This window comes from Bradyrhizobium zhanjiangense (assembly GCF_004114935.1).
Classification (GTDB): Bacteria; Pseudomonadota; Alphaproteobacteria; order Rhizobiales; family Xanthobacteraceae; genus Bradyrhizobium; species Bradyrhizobium zhanjiangense.
Genome location: NZ_CP022221.1, coordinates 4,883,739 through 4,901,113 on the forward strand (window position 1 = coordinate 4,883,739; position 17,375 = coordinate 4,901,113).

Below are 17,375 nucleotides of genomic sequence, written 5' to 3' on the forward strand. Positions count from 1 at the left end.
CCGGAAGTTGCGTTCATGTCGCAAGGAAAGCTGTAGCCGTGAAAAGTCTCCGTCAGCTCTTGACGGGTGAGGATATCATCCAGCTCGTGATCCGGCTCGGCCTGCTCGGCCTGCTGATCATCTGGACCTTCCTGATCATCCGCCCCTTCGTGCCGATCCTGGCCTGGAGCGGCGTGCTCGCGGTCGCGTTCTATCCGGCCTTCAGCTGGGTCGCCAAAATCCTCGGCGGCCGGCCGAAGACCGCGGCAGCGATCCTGACCCTGATCACGCTTGGCATCGTCATCGGTCCTGCGACCTGGCTCGGCCTCAGCGCCGTCGACGGTGTGCGAGAGCTGGCGCACCAGCTTAGCACCGGCGACCTCGCGCTGCAGTCGGCACCGGAGCAGCTCAAATCGTGGCCAGTGGTCGGCCCCTGGCTCTATGATCTCTGGGACCAGGCCTACACCAATATCCGCGCGGTGCTGCGCGAGGTGGCGCCGTATCTTCAGCCGCTGGCGGGACCGCTGCTGTCGCTCGCGGGCGATGCCGGTCTCGGAACGGTCCAGTTCCTGCTGTCCGTGTTCGTCGCCGGCTTCCTGTTTCCGCACGGGCCGCGGCTGGTTGCGGCCGGCCGCAGCTTCCTGTTCCGGATCGTGCCCGAGCAGAGCGAGCATTTCCTGGAGCTTGCGGGCGCGACCATCCGCGCCGTGGCGCAAGGCGTGATCGGCGTCGCGGTGGTGCAGGCGCTGCTCGCCGGCTTCGGCTTCAAGCTCGCGGCCGTGCCGAGCGCGGGCCTTCTCGCCTTCATCGTGCTGCTGCTCTCGATCGTGCAGATCGGTGCCTTCCTCGTGCTGCTGCCGGTGATCATCTGGATCTGGACCGCCAAGGACGTGACCACAGCGCTGTTGCTCACCGTGTTTCTCGTCCTGGTCGGCTTCATCGACACCATGCTGAAGCCGCTCGTCATGGGGCGCGGCCTGACCACGCCGAACATCGTGATCTTCGTCGGCGTGATCGGCGGCACGCTCGCCCATGGCATCGTCGGCCTGTTCATTGGGCCAATCATCCTGTCGGTGGCCTGGGAGATGATGATGGCCTGGATCAGGACGGAGGACCGGCCGAAGGTGAGCGAGGGCTGATCTCGCGCCTCGACGGCGCGCTCGGTCCGCCATGTCGCACCAGGAGCGCGCGGCTCCGTGGCCTGCGATCAAAATGCGCCCCGAACTTGTCTGTTCGACTAGACAAGTTACGATCTGGACGATTCTGGTCTTGACCTACGGCAGTAATGGCGAAGTCTTCCAAACTGGTTGCCGCGAGACGCGGCAAGGTATTGTTGGTCAGACGCCGGTCGGACGGCCTCTGGATGTTCCCAGGCGGCCGCAAGCGAGCGCGTGAGTCCGCGAAGGACTGCCTGCGGCGGGAGATCAAGGAAGAGCTGCCCAAGCTGAAGCTCGGCCGGATCAGCCTCTGGAAGGAAGTGAAGGCGAGGAACAAGCGCTCCGGCCGCAAGATGAGCGATGCGATCTTCATCTCTAAGGGCGCCAAGGGCAGGCTGGCAATCGGCGACAAGAAGGAGATCGACCGCGCCGCCTGGCAGAAGCCCCGCGGCATCCGCCTGACGCCGACCTCGCGCTACATCCGCGACCGCCTGTTTCCACGAAAGCCGCGGCGGTGAGCTAATCCTTTCGCCCGCCGATCGCGTCCGCCCGGCGAATGACCTCGACCGGGCCGTGCGCGGATCCGGCGCAGCGGGCCTGACGACCTTGGCCTCGCGCTGCTCCTTGCGGGCCGTGCGCGCATTGCGCATCGCGCGTTTGGTGAAGGGGTGTTGGGAATCCTCTGCGAAGAACAGCACCACTTCGCAGCTCGGACATTGCCTGGAATAGCCGTCCTGCAACCGGCCGGCGCGATCGCGAAACACGCCCTTGCAGCGCATGCACGGAATCTGGACGAAACTTATGAGAGAAATCCTAGCGCGCGGCGCGTGGGCGCTCGAACCGGAAGGATGCGGTACCCAGTTCCGGCAGGTCGGACCATCAGTGCGCCGACAGCGCCGGCAGACATCTGGCCGACTTTCTTGGAACGACTTCGCTCGGCGCGCGTAGATTCTAGGCTCACGGCCCATCCCCAACCCCAAAAGCCCCCGGGCCGCGAGAAAACCTTCCCCACAAAGGTTGGCGACCTCAGCGCCTTCGCACTGAGGTCGTTTTGGCGCAAATCGTGTGAACCAGTTCACAAACGCTCGGCGAGATCGCTGCTATGAAGACGTCATTGCTTAACCGCTTCATTTTAAACGAACGCCCCAGCGTGGCTCCAAGCGCTGGGGCTTTTTCGTGCCTGCCAGTGAGTAGAGCGTTTCGATTGTATTGACTTTCGCGTCGAGAGCATGGACCGCATTTCACGCGTCGGAACGGAGCCAGTTCCGATCTGCTGGGCGATCAACGGCCAAACTGCCGGGATCGCGATGGCGTCCCGGACGTTGCCCACGAGCGTGCGTTCGCCGGGCAAATCCCATATGCATGGCGCCGAGCAGCCGAATCAGGATGAGAGCGGCTCGCGTTCAGTTGCCGGCGGTTTACGACCAGAGACGGATTCAAGTGAGGCTTTCCAAAAACGCGCGGGCCACCAAGAAGTCGCCCAAGAAGAGCAAGGGGTCGCAGCGCGCAACGATCTCATCTTCGTCGCCCCTCGGAATGATGGCTCTCCATCTGCTTGCACAATGGAAGCAGTCCGGACGCAGCGGTCTGGTTTTTCTTGCCGAGAGTGAGAACAGGGCCGAGCGGCTGGGCAGTGTCATTCACGCGTTCGACCCTTCCTGCGAGGTCTTGGTGTTTCCGCGATTGAACACCTTGCCGTTCGATCAGCTGGAGCCATCCCACGAACTCGCGGGGCGCCGAGCCTCGGTCCTGAGACGCCTCGCAAGATCCAAGAAGCCGCTCTTTCTCGTTTCGACGGCGGAAGCCGTGATGGAGCGCCTGCCGCCGCCTGCGAGCCTGTCGCGCCTGAGCCTGAGCTTGAAGGTGGGCGGCGCGTTCTCCGAGCGGGACCTCGAGGCGCGCCTCGAAGCTCTCGGATATGATCTCGACGACGAGCCGGACTATCCGGGCGGGGCGCTGTTTCATGGCCAGACCTTCGAGATATTTCCTGCAGGCGCGCTGGGGCCGTTCCGGATCGAGCATTCGGATCGCGCGATAAGACGGATCGTGGCGTTCGATCCGAAAGAGCACGACATCATCTTCGAGACCAGCGAGCTTCTGGTCGATCCCATGTCCGAGCGGCTTGCCTTTGCCGGCAAACGCGGCAAGCGCGCGAGCCTGTTCGATTATTGCGGGCGCGCCAAATGGATCGCCGATGCAGGCGTGCCGTTGCACGCCGACGCGTGGCTGAGCACGATCGAGGAAGCCGCGCCCCGTGCCGAGCGGGAGCGCGAATATCTCGGGCGGGCTGACTGGAAACGGCTCGCCAAGGGCATGAAGACGTTGCCGCGGACGGCGCCGCTCCAGACCACGCCGGAATTTTCGAAGCTGACATCCGCAAGGAAGGCGCTCCGGGCCTTCGTCGAGGAGACGCGGCGGGCCGGTTCGCGCCTGATCCTCGTCGCAGCGCAGGAGGATGATCTGCGCGTGATGGAGCGGATGAGCGGCGTCAGGGCGCAGCGCTGCGAAGACTGGGACGAGGTGACGAGCGGGCGGAACGGCGAGACGGCGCTGCTGGCCGATCTCGATGCGGGCTTCGTTCTGCCGGGGAAAAAGCCTCTTGCCATCGTCACGGCGTCCGACGTGCTCGGCAGCCGGGCGCATCATCCTCAGCCGATGGCGCGCGCCTGGAGTGCGGCTTTCGATCATGCCGACGTGCCCGAGCAGGGCACGGTGGTCGTCCATCTCCAGCGCGGCCTTGGCGTGCTCGACGGCTTGCAGACGGTGAACACCGGCGGCGGCGCGCTGCGGGAGATGATCCGCCTGAAGTTCGCAGGCGACAACGCGGTGCTGGTGCCGCCGCCCGATCTCGCTTTGATGTGGCCTTACTCAGCCGAACTCGGCAAGCTCGCGCTCGACAAGGCGGACGGCAGCACATGGTGGGCACGCCGCACCTCAGCCGAACGCGAAATCCAGATCGCGGGCAAGGTTCTGGCCAAGCACATCAGCCAGCGCCGGCGGCGGCGCGCCGAAAAGCTGGTTCCGCCGGGATCGGCCTACGAGAAGTTCGTGGCGCGCTTCCCTTATTTCACGACGAGCGACCAGGCCAAGGCGATCGCCGACGTGCTGGATGATCTCGCGTCCGGTCACCCCATGGACCGGGTGATCTGCGGCGACGTCGGCTTTGGCAAGACCGAGGTGGCGCTGCGCGCGGCGGCCGCCGTGGTGCTGTCGGGCAAGCAGGTGGCGGTCGCGGTGCCGACGACGGTCTTGGCACGGCAGCATGTCGCAACGTTTCAGAAGCGCTTCGCTCCGTTCGGCATCGAGGTGGGCAACCTGTCGCGGGCAACATCCGGCGCGGAGCTGCGCGAGACCAAGGAGGGATTGCGCAGCGGCTGGATCAAGGTCGTGATCGGCACGCAGGCGCTCACCGGCAAGGACGTCAAGTTCGACGATCTCGGCCTCGTCATCATTGACGAGGAGCAGCATTTTGGCGCGGCCGAAAAGGCCAAGCTCTCCGGGCTCGCCAAGAACGTCCACGTGCTGATGATGAGCGCGACGCCGATCCCGCGGACGCTCGCCGCCGGCCTTGCCGGCTTCCGCGATCTCAGCGTGATCGCTTCACCGCCGGTGCACCGGCTTCCAGTCGCAACCCGGATCGCACCGCTGTCGGACGCCGCCATCGCCTCCGCGCTGCTGCGCGAACAGCGGCGGCACGGCCAGAGTTTTCTGATCTGTCCGCGCATCCAGGATCTCGATCCCATGCTGGCGCGGGTGCAGGCGGTGGCTCCCGACCTGCGCATCGTTTGTCTGCACGGCAGACTGGCGGCCGACGAAATCGACGACCGCATGATGAATTTCGTCGAGGGTAGGGCCGACGTCCTGCTCGCGACCAACATCGTGGAGAGCGGCCTCGACATTCCCCGTGCCAACACCATCGTGGTCTGTTGGCCCGAAAAGTTCGGCCTCGCCCAGCTGCACCAGCTCCGCGGGCGGGTCGGCCGTGGCGGCATCCGCGCCTTCGCCCATCTGCTGACCGAGACGGAGTCCGGGCAGTCCGAGAAGCGGCTGGCGGTGCTCGAGGAGTTCAGCCGACCCGGCGCCGGCTTTGCCATCAGCGAGCGCGATCTCGATCTCAGAGGCGCGGGAGACCTGTTCTCGGAGCAGCAATCCGGCCACGTCCAGGTGTTCGGGCCCGTGCTCTACAGTCACCTCTTGAAAATGGCCTCGGAGAAGGTCGACGAGGGCCGGGCCGCAGTGTGGGTGCCAGACCTCAATCTGCCGGTCGGGGACATGCTGCCCGATACCTATGTGCAGTCCGAGCCCGTGCGGCTCGAACTCTATGCGCGTGCAGCACGATGCAATGACGAGGACGACCTCGACGACCTCGAGGAAGAAACCTCCCGCCGCTTCGGCCCGTTGCCGAAAGTGGCGCGCGACTTCTTCGCCGCAGCCTGGCTCAGGATCGAATGCAAGCGTAGGGGCATCATCCGCCTCGACGTCGGCCCCGGAGCGGTCGCCGCGACGTTCCTGCCGGGACGCTTGCGGAAGTCGCGGGGCAAGTCGCTGCAACGCGACGGCGATCGCGTCGTCTATCACAGCCCAATGCGAGATGCGCCGTTTGAGCGGGTGGAGGAGTTGTTCGAGCTGCTGGATGAGGGGTAGGGCGCTCGCGCCTTCGTCAGCAGCTTGACGTCATTTCCAACGCGGATCACGCGTCCGCGCAGACCAGATCAGCGCGCCGCGAGCCGCACGAGCTGGCGACAAGGTGCTGGACGCCAACGCGCAGGTCGAGCGACGAACAACTGTGTCGCCCAGACGCGTTCCGAGCCCGACAGGGCCAGGTTTGTAGTCCGCGAGCGAAGCGGCGAAGAGACACGATCGGCGCAATGGATCATCTCGCCCCGGTCCCGTTTCGCCATGGGGCCAAATTGGCTGCGCACAACAGTTGAATCTGTCTCAGCGGAGTCTGGAATCCGCCTAACCGGTCGGCCACTGCGGATTGATTGGTGAAGGAGTTTGGTACCCGAGCTCATCTCTCGATTGAGCGACTAGCCAAAAACGTAAAAACAACCCCATGCACAGTAGCTAAGTGCTGCTGATACAATGTCTTCTGCATTGGTCGCGAAATCCGGTTGACGCGTCGGGCAAAACAGTGGCATTCTGCCATTCTTCGGAAAATCCGCTGCGGAGAAAACTGCTGCTGGTCATGGGGTGAGGGGCTTAACCCCCGTAATTGGCCGGAGTCGCTGAGCCCGTCAGCCGGCCAGGCCGCTAACGTGGAATTAATCCAAAAAGCCCACAATTTTAGACAGTTGTGTATGGGTGCTGCGTAAAGGAGTCGTCGTGAGGACGTTCCAGGGCGGCTTCCTTTTGCTCGCTCATTGGGGTCAATGCACGTGACCACGACTTTCGAAACGGAAGGCTTCGCCGAAGAGCTCGACCCTGCAGCACTTGCAGCCGCCGCAGCAGCACACGAACCCGCAGCCGCGGAAGCTCCAGTGCCGATCAAGCGGTCCAGCCGGAAATCGGTCCTGGCCCTGTCCGTGTGTGCCTTGGCCATCAATGGCTCGGCGGCGATCTATACGTTGCCGTCTGGTTTTCCGTTGTTGAATGTCGGCAACTTGGCTGAACTGCTTCCGCGCCAAAAGGCTTCCGCGCCAAAACCGGATCCGGTCGTCGCTGCCTTGAAGGACATTCAGTCGGCCCAGCAGCGACAGACTGCCTTGCTGAAGGAGAACAATGATTCAGCGCAGCAGAATGCAGCTCTGCTGCAGCAGGATTCATTGGTGCTGCTTTCCCTGCGACAGAGCATCACGGATGAACGGGTCGACGTGAGGAAGATATCTTCGCAGCTGTCGACGCTGATCGCGAAGGTCGACACGCTGCAAAGTGCATTGATGTCGGACGTCACGTCCTCCATTCGAAGGGCGCAAGCTCGCTATGGACTGTCCGCAGCGATGCGCAAACGGATCGCTCGGGAATCGAAACCTGTGGGGCCCGTTTCGGTTGGAGGAGCGCCGCTGAGCATGCCCGCTACAGGTTCAGCCCCGGAAAGCTGAAGGCACGTCAAGCGGATCATTTGGGGCCATCTCCGCGCGAACCTAGTAAGCGAACGGGCCTATGCTCGTGCGCTGGCGACTGATCGCCGCCGGCATCAAGTCCATGACCGCATGCCTCATGGACGGTCAGGAGGACCGGTCCCGGTCTTCCGCTCAAGCATCGCCATTTCAACTTGGTCCAGCCAGGACTGTGAGGTGGCTCGCAAGCCGGTCGAACAGTTCGCGCTTGGCGGGTTCGGTTGCCAGATCGCGGATCAGGCGCATTTGGCCGCATCTTTCCGGAGTTTCTCGAGCTGGGCCGGATAGTCCTTCATTTGCAGTGACTCCGTTCCCCGTAATGGAACGGTACAGGCAATGTACGAAAGCGAACAGACGTGATTGCCGCTTTTTCCTAGTGTTCGGTGGGCTTTGGCCTTCCCCAAAGGTCCAAAGCACCTCCAGCGGCCCCGGCCTCGACCCACCCAAAAGCCCCCACGGCCGGGGCCGTCACCACCGTGCAGCACTTTCAATAGGAACCGTCGCCTCGCCACCGCATTTGTTGATTGCATAATTGTCCCGGTTGTCCGGTCGGGTCTTAGGGTGTCGTGGGGGCGTTTAATGGGCGCTTGTGATCGCACCGCTGTTCTGAAGCAGCGTGTCGACGAGCTTGTTTCCGGGCTTTCCGAGTTAGAAAATTTGCGATCCCGCGTGATCGCAGCCGAGCACATGCAACAGGGGCATAGCGTGGACCGCAAACCGGCCGCAGCAACTCGCCTGAGTGCTAAACCCAAATCATCATCGGCAAAACCCGATCGCCCAAAGAAGCGCATGGCGCGGCCGCCCGGCGTCGAGCAATGACGTCGGACGCTGGCTTCCGGCAATGCCGATGCCGGTCAGACATAGGCAAGCCGACATCAGCATTCCAGCGCGGCCGAGACGAAATGGCTCATGCGCGCCTACCAGCGTCTGAAACTACGACGAGAGCGAACACGAGTTGCCGGAAAATACAGATGTGTTGATCTGAAGCCTGTTTCCACGTCCAGTCACATGGGGCCAAAGGCGCTTACGAGCCCGATGGTGATCGGGACCAGCGCAACGATTGTCCATAGGGCAGGCGAACTGGAGGACAGGCCGGCGAAAAAGATCAAGACACCGAAGCCGACGAGAGCCACCGAGATGGCGTATGCGAGCGCTTTTTCCATCGTTTGATCCACGAGGAACACTGGATGGATTGCGCCTGTAGGATTCCCTGCCGGTCGAAACGTTCCTATGCCGAATATCCGGCTCAAGCGGTGGATTGGCACCTTTGAACCGTTGACCCGTCGCGATCCACGCGCCGCCTCGACACGCGCAATTCTGCGCCAAGCGGAGTGAGCCATGGCTGCATCTGCGACGGAGCATCACGGACGCGCGGGTCGACGTGAAGAATTCGGCTCGCCTGTTGGGCGATTAAGGGAAGCCTCCTGCTGGCCAAGCTCTATGGCGTACTGATGCCGGAAGAGCTGCGCTATGGGCAGTGGAGGCTCGCTGGTTCACGCCGGCGGGCCTCTGTGCTACAATCCACAAGCGATCGGGAGCCGCCACCATCGCGTCGATCGCCGACAATTGAGCTGGCTATCGACAAACGTAAGTACCCTGGCGCCGTGGTGCCGAGCGTCCGCCACTTTTGCATTACTGGCTCCGGCGCGAAGCATCCCGATCTTTTCCTTGCAATGATTAGATCATCCTTCATGTAGGGAGTTGTTTAATGATTAGGCTGATTTCAATTGCTTCCCTCACTCTGGCTCTGACCACCGGCGCTGGACAGGCGCAGCAGAGCACGCCTCGCGGAGGCTCCCCCCCAAGTTTGGAAAGATGCAAGCAGCTCGCTAGCGAACGTGGTTTCTCGAGTGCGGGTGGGATCATGAAAGGACAAGGTCGCGCAAAGCGAGAGTTTGTGATCAATTGCATGCGCGGAAAGCAAATCTAGGCAAATCGAACGGGACATCTTCGGACGGTTGGCCGGTTCACGCTGGCGGCTGTCCCACTCGTCCTAAAACATGACGCTGCCGGGCTCGAAATACATGTCCCGGCAGCGTTTCATTCTCAAACTGAGCACTGAAATCCCAGTTGGTTTCGACTGTGCAACGACCATGCCACAGGTGTGTGACACGGCCCGCCAGCTACGGGCGGGCCTTTGTTCTGGTCCATCGTATAGTTCTCATGCGCGGTCGGCTGCCGTCCGTATCTAACCCTCAGTGTCCTAACTTGATTTTGGGAGTGTCCTAATTCATTCTCAGTACTGACAACATTCACAAGCTCTGTTCACGCACGACGATTGGGGAGGGGCACTCCAGGACTGTGACCCTTCGCCCGCGATGATGTCATGAAAGGCATGCAAGCCCACTTAGAACTACTTCGCGGGCAGATCGCAGAATGCGAGCGCATGCAGAAGGCCGCAAAGAGTCAGCTCCAGCGCAACGTGTTCGCAACGCTGCTCGCGCGCTACAGGGCCATCGCGGTCGAACTGGAAGAAGCGATAGCAAAGATGCCTCCTCCAAACACTTTCCGAGATCGCACCAAGCAAGCGCGGCAAGCTGCCAAAGAGTACGGCGACGACCAAAGGAAGCTAGCCAAGAAGCTCCGCCGCAAGATGAATTAAGGTCGCCTCAGTTGGCGGCCTCACTCTTTATCCTCGGTCCAAGATCCTCGGTCCAAGTCTGTTCGCCGCACTCGCACTTGAACATGCGAACCGCTCCAAATTACGGTGACAGCACTGTCACCGTAATATGGTCGCAAGTGCTTCCACAGTATCGCGCTCATTGGGCATCGCGGATCCGGATGCCTGGCTCGCCGCGGACAAAGAACTGAATACGCGAGATCCTACGCTGGAGCCATTGCGCAAGCTGCTTGTGCCGGCTTTCGGTATACGAGGCAACGACCGCAGCGACAACGTTCGCTACCAAGACCGCCGGGATAAAGACCAGCCATCCGGCGTCCTTCCAGAGCAGGAAGGCCGGATACATCAGGGTGTGATGAATGAGGTAGAGGGTGAAGGAATAGCCGGCGAAAAACCGGATGATCTTTGCAGGCCACGGAGAGGCGGCGATCCGTCCTGCCTGCGTTGCCACGACGACCCCTAGAACAAAGAGTACGAGCAGGGGGTAGGTTACGGGCTTGTATTCGAGATATGCGCGGGTCGTCGCCACATAGGCGACGATCGAGCCGACGGCCAGCACGGCGCCAAGCGTCCTGCTTTGCAAGGCAACGGACCTCAGGACGACATAACTGTAAGCGCCTGCCAGCCACAGGGCAAAAAGCGATCGACCGAGACCGTTGTCCTCTTGAAGAGCCCCAAACATGTAGTGGAGGGGGATCTGACCGAAAATGACGGCTATCGGTATCAGCACAGTCGCCCGGGCAGGCGTCGCCCCAATGAAAAACGGCGCGCCAACGAACAGATAGATGTGCCACTCGATCACCAGTGTCCAGAGCGGGCTGGCAGAACCAATGATCGGCCATCGCAGCAGGCTCAGGTGCTCAAGCGGACCGCGGTAGGTTTCGATCATCAGCAAATTGGCGAGAAAGATCGTCGGACTTCGACTACCCTCCAGGACGCGATCGCCAATGAGCCAAATGGTCCCCGTGTCGACGAGGACCACAAGCAGAAGGCATGGCACAAGGGCAGAGTAGATGCGGGCGGCTCTATCAATGAAGAACTGCAAGAAAGTGTAGCTGGGGTTTCTCGATTTCTCGAGCAGCGTATAACTAATCAGGAATCCAGAAAGCACGAAGAACAGTAACACGCCAACATTCTGGGGCAGAGGGAGCCCGGACTGGCGGAGTTCTGGCAGGAAGAACGAGATGCCATGACCGATGCAGACCATCTGGGCTGCGATGGCGCGCAGTGCATCCAGGGCTAACGACGTGTCGTTCTTTGATCCATCCAACGTAAACTGACTACAGCTCAATTCTTGTCTCTCGCGATCAGTTCAGATGCATATGGCGTCAATCTCGACGATTAGTTGAACTATTGCAATATGTGTCTATGTGTTTCCAAGTTCTGCGCCGGCGCAGTCGGCTTGGGCAGCAGAATGATTGGAACTGGCAAGTGAGCACGCTGCCCCAGTTCAATCGTGATGGCTTGGTCTCCGTCACGAACAGAATCGTCGAGCGAGCCCGAGATCGCCGCAAGCCGATGGTCGATTTGCCAGCACAATGCCCACGAGCTTTGCTGGTTGGCCATTCGCGACGTTATTGGAGCTGATTGGTGAGCGCGCTGGGGCTCGAACTTACGGTGACAGAACTTACGGTGACAGTGCACTTAACAAGGGGCACCCGTTCTGTGGCACATTAGGTGCACTGTCACCGTAATGGGCCTGACCTCAGCTCTGCGGCTACCGCATTCGCCGCAGACGAAACGCGGCTCGATATCAGACAAGTGAACATCGTCAGGCCAACGATCGGCGTTCAGAGCCACGTGATGGCTGCAATGACCGCTCAAGATCACCTTCGGCCAGATGCGCGAGATGGGCTTGCGCGGAGTCCTGGTCTACTGCGGCCGGCCGTCGGCGTGCGTAGGAGTGTGGCGGCGTGCAGGGCGAGGCATGCCGCGATCAAAGCGGCATTGTAAGTAGCTCGCAAATTATCAATCCCTTAGGGCTCATCCGTCGCGCGAGCGACTGCGCGTCGTGGGTGGGGAAAAGCTCCGAGGGGCGGCGGTTCTATATGGAGGGGCCAACGGATCCGCAGGGCTCACGGGTTATGAGCACGTGCCCGTGCCGCCAATTTTTGAGCACGTGCCCGTTCCAACATTGATGGTGCTTTTGAGCGAAGCCAATCGAGGCCATGATAATTAAGGCCACGACGACACACACGGCTACGAGGTTATGCGTCATTGTTGCCACTCCACGGTAAACTGTGACTGGCTACTCGGGCATCATACTGAGCGGTGGCGGCAGATCAAAAAGCAAAATCCACCGCGTGAAGGCCTCACGGGTGGTGGTCAGATCGGCGCCGTGTCCGGTAATAGGGGAATACGTCAGGAAGCCGACGGGACAGGCGCCGGCGGTTCACCCTGGCCGCTGCATTTAGGAGCGACCGCTCGCTATAGCTGCCACCCCCACAAACACGACGACCAGAACGACCCAGCCCACCGTCGACACCGCATCCATAACCAGCCCCTCTGCCAACCCAGGGCAGGATGGAATTGGCGGGCTCGCGGTGTCGTTGAGTCAAATTGACTCACCCGCGCTGAGCGCAGCAGTCGATTTGCCAACACAGTGCCCGCAGAGCCCCTTTTAGGTAGGCTCGTATTTCGGGCTACGTATTTGATTTGGCTTGGTGAGCGCGCTGGGGCTCGAACCCAGGACCCCGTGATTAAAAGAAAGAGTGTCAGACGCTTTTCTATAATGATTTCAACGAAGGCGGTTGACAATCTAAGGCCTGTCTAAGTCTCCAACAGGGCCCAAAAGAGGGGGGTTGTAAACCGCTAAACCGACGATCCGCAACAACTTTGCCTTCCACCATCTCGCGATCGACCTTGTCGGTGCGGGCCTTCGAGAAGGCGGCCGGCGAGATCGATGGCGAGGAGGCAGGGCTACTCAACGCGGCGCGGCTCAACACCTTCTTCTTCGTCTCGGACTACGTGCTCGTCCGCGGCGTGGCGGAGGCGTTAGGCGAGGCGGATGTCAACGAGGCCCACCGCAAGCTGCTCGGCGAGATGGCGCCTACCGCGAACGACCTGTGGGAGTTCGCATTCGGTTTCGCCGTGACCTGCCACTGCATTTTCATCCAGCGGCAGTTAGAGTCTTGAGGTTTTGTACGCCAAGTGGCGCGGATGGAGCAACGGACGATCGGCGGAGCTGGTCGGGGTTGCGCAGCCGATCGTCCGTTGCGGTGAGGTGGGCGGCGTAGGCCGCGGGGGTCAGGTATTTCAGCGACGAGTGGGGACGCTGGAGATTGTAGTCGGCGACCCAGTTGGCGATCTTGGCGCGGGCGTCATCGAGATCAAAGAACAGGGTCTCGTTGAGTAGCTCATCGCGCATCCGGCCATTGAAACTCTCGACGAAGCCGTTCTGCATCGGCTTTCCCGGTGCGATGAAGTGCCAATCGATGGCTGCGTCCTTGCACCAGGCGAGCATGGCGTTGCAGGTGAACTCGGTGCCATGGTCGGACACAATCATTCCTGGCTTGCCGCGTCGCTCGACGATTGCCGTCAGTTCGCGGGCCACGCGCTGCCCCGAGATCGACGTCTCCGGAATGGCGCCCAGGCATTCTTTGGTGACGTCGTCGACGATGTTGAGGATGCGGAAGCGTCGGCCATTGGCGAACTGGTCGTGGACGAAGTCCAGCGACCAGCGCGCGTTGGGCCTCGCCTCGACCAGGATCGGGGCGCGGGTCCCCACGGCCTTGCGGCGAGCCCGCCGCTTGCGGACGGTGAGCCCTTCCTCGCGATAAAGCCGGTAGATCCGGTTGATCCCCGAGGGCTCGCCCTCCCGCCGCAGCAGGACGAACAACCGGCGATAGCCGAAACGCCGCCGCTCGTTGGCGAGATCGTGCAATCGGCCACGCAGAACTGCGTCCGGCGGGCGGCTGGAGCGATAGCGGATCATCTTCCGATCCGCCTCCACGATCGAGCAGGCCCGCCGTTCCGACAGGCTCATGACGGCCTGCAGATGCGCGACCGCAGCGCGCTTGGCGGCGGGCCCTACCATTTTTTTGAAAGGAGCTCGCGAAGTGCGGCCGCATCGAGCATCTGCTCGGCCAGAAGCTTCTTCAGCTTCGCGTTCTCCTCTTCCAAGGCCCTCAGCCGCTTCGCTTCGGAAACGTCCATGCCGCCGAATTTGGCCTTCCAATTGTAGATCGTCGCCTCGGAAACACCGTGCTTGCGAGCCAGGTCGGCTGTCTTCGCCCCAGCCTCATGCTCCTTCAATACCGCGATAATCTGCTCTTCCGTGAACCTTGCTCGCTTCATCTGTCCGTCCTTCTTCGGGCCGGACTCTAACTCCTTCTGGAGGAAATACGCAGTGGCAGGTCAGCCGCGGCACGTCGGCTCTGAACTAGGATGACGGAGGTGGCGCAGGTCTCCCATGCGCCGGAACGAGGCGCGGATCGATGACGTCACCAAGATGATTGTGCCGCGCGGTGAGCACGAAGGGAAATGGCGCAGCAATGATCGGCAGTTCACCGATACACAGCGCGAGATTGACGAGATCAAGAAAGCTTATTCGGACCTGTACTCACCGCGCGATGCGCTAACCAATCTGCAAAGGAGATTGGAAGGTGTCGAGCGCCGGCTTGCGCTGGCCCAGCAACAGGCACAGGAAGCGCAGCGCCCTCGCTGATTTGGCACCGCACGATTTAGAGAAATGGCGGAGAAATTAGAGGCCGCGATAAAGGTAAAGGCGGATACCGAGGAGCCGATTGTTCCGGACTAATGCGGAAGAAGTCTGACCTTACCGACCTTACAAGGCTGTCCTGACGCTACCGAGCTATTTGCAAATGCTCTTTGGAGCGCGGCTGGAGCTGCTCTAGGCGCGTTTCAAGCGTGTTCTTTCTGTTGAGCAGGATTCTCGCCAGCTTCGCGTCGACGTCTTTTCGCAATGACCACAACTGGTCGGCGGATAATGATTGCAACTGGTATTTTTGATCCATCATCGCCTCCACGACCGGAAGATACCGCGTGGAGCAAAAACTAACACGCACATCATTAGTTCCAACGAGGGAACCAATGATCCTTTTTGTTTGATTGACGTCGGACAACCCTTCTGACCAATTCTGGCTTCCGCCGGGGTGCGGTACCGAACTTTCTTTGTTCGGCCTTGAGCACGCGAGATCGAAGGTTTTCCAGTTCGGAAAGCTGACAAACAAGCGCAGCGAGATGTTGGCGCAAAACAGCCGCGCGATCAACGAGCACAGGGTGGCGCCGAGACACAGAGTATTAAAGGCCGGAACCATTGAGCTCGGCGGGGGTGCGATCGACTGCACCGTGTGCAATCTCTCCGCTTCCGGCGCCGCGCTGGACGTTGTCAGCCCAGTTGGTATCCCGGAGCGCTTCAACTTGATTGTCCCTGCCGATGGCTCCAGAAGCCATGCCGGGTGGTGTGGCGCAAGGAGAAGCGGATCGGGATTGCTTTCATAATTCCCTGACCGAGCAGCGAAGCGCTATTTTGCGGCGCTCCCGATGCGTGAGGAGCTGCCCGCCAGAGCTGAAATCTGTGCAGTCACCGCAAAAATCAGATCATCGAGAATTCGGTTAGACGCCCTCAAGCGTGATCAGCATGTCCATATCACTCGTGCTCTCTTTGCGTAGCTTTATGAGTGGCTGATATTCAGACGAGTTGTACCAGGCGTCGAGCGATTGCTTGTCGGGGAATTCGATGATGACAACGCGGTCCGGCTCCCAGTGGCCGCCTTCGAGGAATTGATGCGCGCTGCCCTTGGTCAGATACCGCCCGCCATATTTATCAATCATCGGCCCAACCTTGACCCGGTACTCCTCAAATACGGCGGGCTCGGTGATGACATGCTCAGCGATCAAGTAAGCCTTCGGCATGGCCGCTCTCCCGCATGGTTTCCGGGCCAGAAGTCTATCACGGATCGATCCGCCAATCGCGAATGCGCAAGAGCTTTCTAAAGGTACTTTGGGCCGCGCTATCCGGCGCGGGTACGCGGGACCGCCTGCCTCTAGCGTATTTCGCGCACGCGGTTTTGCGTTTTGCTTCGACGTAAAGGGCGAGCCAAAAGCATGGGTTTTGGCGCTGTCTCTACTTTGAGACAGTCGCAGGCACGACTTTGCCGCGTCATCATTGGCACAGTGAGGCTGTGGCCGCGCGTTTGTTGGGTCAACGTTCTAAAAAAATGCTCTCGAAATTGCGCGTCAGAAATTCTGGAGCTTCGTCTAGCGTATAACTTTTTGGTACAAAAGCTGGCGGCAATTGATACTTGAACAGTTTTTCTTTCGACTTATACCGAACGCGCTTATCCAGAAGATGCTTTCCGAGAGGATGAATAGTTTGCTCAAGAATATTAGAATTTACGCGCCGCGCGTCGTGTTGTCCTGACGTCATGTTCTCCTGCCGCCAGGCTGCGCCTTGACGGCCCCGCGCACGGCGCGAGGATCAGGCAGGTCGGGACGCCGTCTCCTCCGTGCTGACGCACGCGAAGGCGCGTCCCTTGTTGAGGACCGCCCAGGCGATCCGGGCGAGCTTGTTGGCGAGCGCAATCGCCAGCACGTTGTGGTGTAATCGCTTTTGGCGGCTTTGATCCAGGAGTCGAGGCCATAGCGCTCCCAACACCTTACCTCGACCAGCACAACCCACGCGGCTTGCACGAACAGCGCGCGCAGGTAGCGATTGCCGCGCCGTGATATACTGCCGAGGATCGTACGGTCGCCGGTCGATATCTGCTTCGGCACCAGTCCGAGCCAGGCGCCGAAGTCGCGGCCTTTCGAGAACACCTCTCCAGTGCCGATCGCGGCCACCATTGCGCTCGAGATGATCGGGCCAATGCCAGGCACCGTCATCAGTCGCTGGCAGGCCTGATCTTGACGGGCTAGTGTTTCGATCTCGCTAGATAGACCCTCGATACGCTCATCCAGCCGACGCCAATCTTCCGCCAGAGCCTCGATGATGCGCAACATGCGAGGCGAGAGCACATCGTGCGAGTTGCCAAGATACCCGGCAACTCGAACCGCAGGGAATGCAGGCCTTGCCGCACGGCGATGCCCCGCTCCAGCAGGAACGCACGGATCTGATTGATGGCGCCGGTACGCTGACCGACCAATCGATCGCGGACGCGGTGCAGTGCCTGAAGATCGAGCTGATCGGCGGTCTTGGTCGCGACGAACTTCATGGTCGGGCGTTGGACAGCCTCGGCGATGGCTTCCGCATCTCGGAAGTCATTCTTCTGTCCCTTCGAATACGGGCGCACGTATTTCGCCGGCATCAGGCGGGCGTCGTGGCCAAGCATTTGGAGCTTGCGGCTGAGATGATGCGCGCCGACGCAGGCTTCCATACCGATCAAGCACGGCGGCAGATTGGCAAGTCGCGCCTCGACCTGGCCAAGCGACCATTTCGGCCGCAGCACGATCGCACCACGGTGATCCTGCCCTACGACATGGAACGAGTTCTTGCCGATATCGATGCCGATCACGGCGATCGCTGCGTTGACTTTCTGAGACATGGCGTGCTCCTTGTCTTGAGCGCCCCTTGCCAGCTTCTCGTGCTGGCAGGGCCGG

Annotated in this window: 13 protein-coding genes and 2 pseudogenes; 9 read left to right on the forward strand and 6 right to left on the reverse strand. The window is 60.9% G+C overall.

The annotated features are described in order from the left end of the window. The first annotated feature begins 38 nt into the window (after positions 1-38). The 5 genes from XH85_RS23405 (at position 39) to XH85_RS23430 (ending at position 8,014) form a co-directional block, all read left to right on the forward strand. Entirely contained in the window at positions 39-1,118 is a 1,080-nt protein-coding gene (locus XH85_RS23405) for an AI-2E family transporter (protein WP_128933664.1), read from the forward strand. 146 nt (positions 1,119-1,264) lie between these two features. Next, entirely contained in the window at positions 1,265-1,654 is a 390-nt protein-coding gene (locus XH85_RS23410; protein ID WP_128933665.1) for an NUDIX hydrolase, read from the forward strand. Positions 1,655-2,672: 1,018 nt separating this feature from the next. Next, complete coding sequence (locus XH85_RS23420) at positions 2,673-5,780, forward strand: DEAD/DEAH box helicase (RefSeq protein WP_164940352.1); 3,108 nt, start codon at positions 2,673-2,675, stop codon at positions 5,778-5,780. A gap of 728 nt (positions 5,781-6,508) precedes the next feature. Next, positions 6,509-7,177 carry a hypothetical protein gene (locus XH85_RS23425; RefSeq protein ID WP_164940351.1) on the forward strand — a complete coding sequence of 223 codons (669 nt, stop codon included), beginning with the start codon at positions 6,509-6,511 and terminating at the stop codon, positions 7,175-7,177. 597 nt (positions 7,178-7,774) lie between these two features. Further along, on the forward strand, positions 7,775-8,014 hold the full coding sequence (locus tag XH85_RS23430; RefSeq protein WP_128933668.1) for a hypothetical protein: 240 nt from the start codon (positions 7,775-7,777) through the stop codon (positions 8,012-8,014). Positions 8,015-8,199: 185 nt separating this feature from the next. Here the strand turns inward: XH85_RS23430 and XH85_RS45285 are convergent, their stop codons facing one another. Continuing rightward, the gene (locus XH85_RS45285) at positions 8,200-8,358 is read right to left on the reverse strand and encodes a hypothetical protein (RefSeq protein WP_164934919.1); all 159 of its coding nucleotides are present in this window, start codon (positions 8,356-8,358) and stop codon (positions 8,200-8,202) included. 1,163 nt (positions 8,359-9,521) lie between these two features. On the opposite strand from XH85_RS45285, the gene XH85_RS23435 reads away from it, so the two are divergent. Then, positions 9,522-9,797: a hypothetical protein gene (locus XH85_RS23435; protein WP_128933669.1), complete on the forward strand. Its 276-nt coding sequence runs from the start codon at positions 9,522-9,524 to the stop codon at positions 9,795-9,797. A 157-nt stretch (positions 9,798-9,954) separates the two neighbouring features. On the opposite strand, the gene XH85_RS23440 is transcribed toward XH85_RS23435, so the two are convergent. Continuing rightward, positions 9,955-11,106, reverse strand: a complete 1,152-nt coding sequence (locus XH85_RS23440) for an acyltransferase family protein (RefSeq protein WP_128933670.1) — start codon at positions 11,104-11,106, stop codon at positions 9,955-9,957. Between the two features lie 1,571 nt (positions 11,107-12,677). Between XH85_RS23440 and XH85_RS23445 the strand changes: the two genes are divergently transcribed. Next, on the forward strand, positions 12,678-12,950 hold the full coding sequence (locus XH85_RS23445; protein WP_128933671.1) for a hypothetical protein: 273 nt from the start codon (positions 12,678-12,680) through the stop codon (positions 12,948-12,950). On the opposite strand, the gene XH85_RS23450 is transcribed toward XH85_RS23445, so the two are convergent. After that, positions 12,925-14,111, reverse strand: a protein-coding gene (locus tag XH85_RS23450) for an IS3 family transposase (protein WP_128933672.1) whose coding sequence is annotated in 2 segments (ribosomal slippage) — positions 12,925-13,859 and positions 13,859-14,111 — 1,188 coding nt in all. Because the reading frame shifts where the segments join, the coding sequence is not laid out codon by codon here. The two genes, XH85_RS23445 and XH85_RS23450, sit on opposite strands and share 26 nt — an antisense overlap. A gap of 115 nt (positions 14,112-14,226) precedes the next feature. Here XH85_RS23450 and XH85_RS23455 point away from each other — a divergent pair. Next, the gene (locus XH85_RS23455) at positions 14,227-14,481 is read left to right on the forward strand and encodes a hypothetical protein (RefSeq protein WP_128933673.1); all 255 of its coding nucleotides are present in this window, start codon (positions 14,227-14,229) and stop codon (positions 14,479-14,481) included. 139 nt (positions 14,482-14,620) lie between these two features. Here XH85_RS23455 and XH85_RS46820 read toward each other — a convergent pair whose 3' ends face one another. Then, positions 14,621-14,899 carry a hypothetical protein gene (locus tag XH85_RS46820; RefSeq protein WP_128933674.1) on the reverse strand — a complete coding sequence of 93 codons (279 nt, stop codon included), beginning with the start codon at positions 14,897-14,899 and terminating at the stop codon, positions 14,621-14,623. Positions 14,900-15,017: 118 nt separating this feature from the next. On the opposite strand from XH85_RS46820, the pseudogene XH85_RS46825 reads away from it, so the two are divergent. Further along, positions 15,018-15,286: pseudogene (locus tag XH85_RS46825) on the forward strand (PilZ domain-containing protein). A gap of 106 nt (positions 15,287-15,392) precedes the next feature. Here XH85_RS46825 and XH85_RS23470 read toward each other — a convergent pair. Both XH85_RS23470 and XH85_RS23475 read right to left on the reverse strand, forming a co-directional pair. Next, positions 15,393-15,692, reverse strand: coding sequence for a DUF1330 domain-containing protein (locus XH85_RS23470; protein ID WP_128933675.1), 300 nt, complete (start codon positions 15,690-15,692; stop codon positions 15,393-15,395). 565 nt (positions 15,693-16,257) lie between these two features. Next, a pseudogene (locus tag XH85_RS23475) lies at positions 16,258-17,320 on the reverse strand (IS110 family RNA-guided transposase). Positions 17,321-17,375 lie beyond the last annotated feature (55 nt).